Annotated in this window: 1 protein-coding gene; it reads left to right on the top strand. The window is 58.3% G+C overall.

Annotation, left to right across the window (positions count from 1 at the left end; all coding sequences use genetic code 11):
- The coding region (locus tag AB1462_RS31890; RefSeq protein ID WP_367249086.1) for an alkaline phosphatase family protein at window positions 1-465 on the top strand (465 nt) is incomplete at both ends.

Below are 465 nucleotides of genomic sequence, written 5' to 3'. Positions count from 1 at the left end.
GAGAAGTCGGACACGACCACTGTTGCTGAGCATGGTATCGCCAATGCCGCGAAATGGTTGGGCAAGCCCGTGCCGGAAGTCTATTCGGCGGAGCTGTCGGAGTTCGTTTTCGCTGCTGGCGTCAAGCTGCTGCGCGAATGGCGGCCGGATGTGATGTATCTGACCACGACCGACTACGTTCAGCACAAATATGCGCCGGGCGTAAAAAAGGCGAACGACTTCTACGAGATGTTCGACAAATATCTTGCCGAACTCGATGAATTAGGCGCCGCAATTGTCGTAACCGCCGACCACGGCATGAAGCCCAAGCACAAGGCCGACGGCACGCCGGACGTTGTCTATGCGCAGGACCTGCTGGACGAATGGCTGGGCAAGGACAAGGGACGGGTGATCCTGCCGATCACCGACCCATACGTCGTCCATCATGGCGCGCTTGGCTCGTTTGCCACGGCCTATCTGCCGAAA

Origin of the sequence: Pseudomonas sp. SB113, assembly GCF_040754745.1 — a bacterium.
GTDB classification, from domain to species: Bacteria; Pseudomonadota; Gammaproteobacteria; order Pseudomonadales; family Pseudomonadaceae; genus Aquipseudomonas; species Aquipseudomonas grimontii.
Note: the sequence above shows the minus strand (reverse complement) of the source record. Positions and strands in the feature narration are given on the sequence as shown.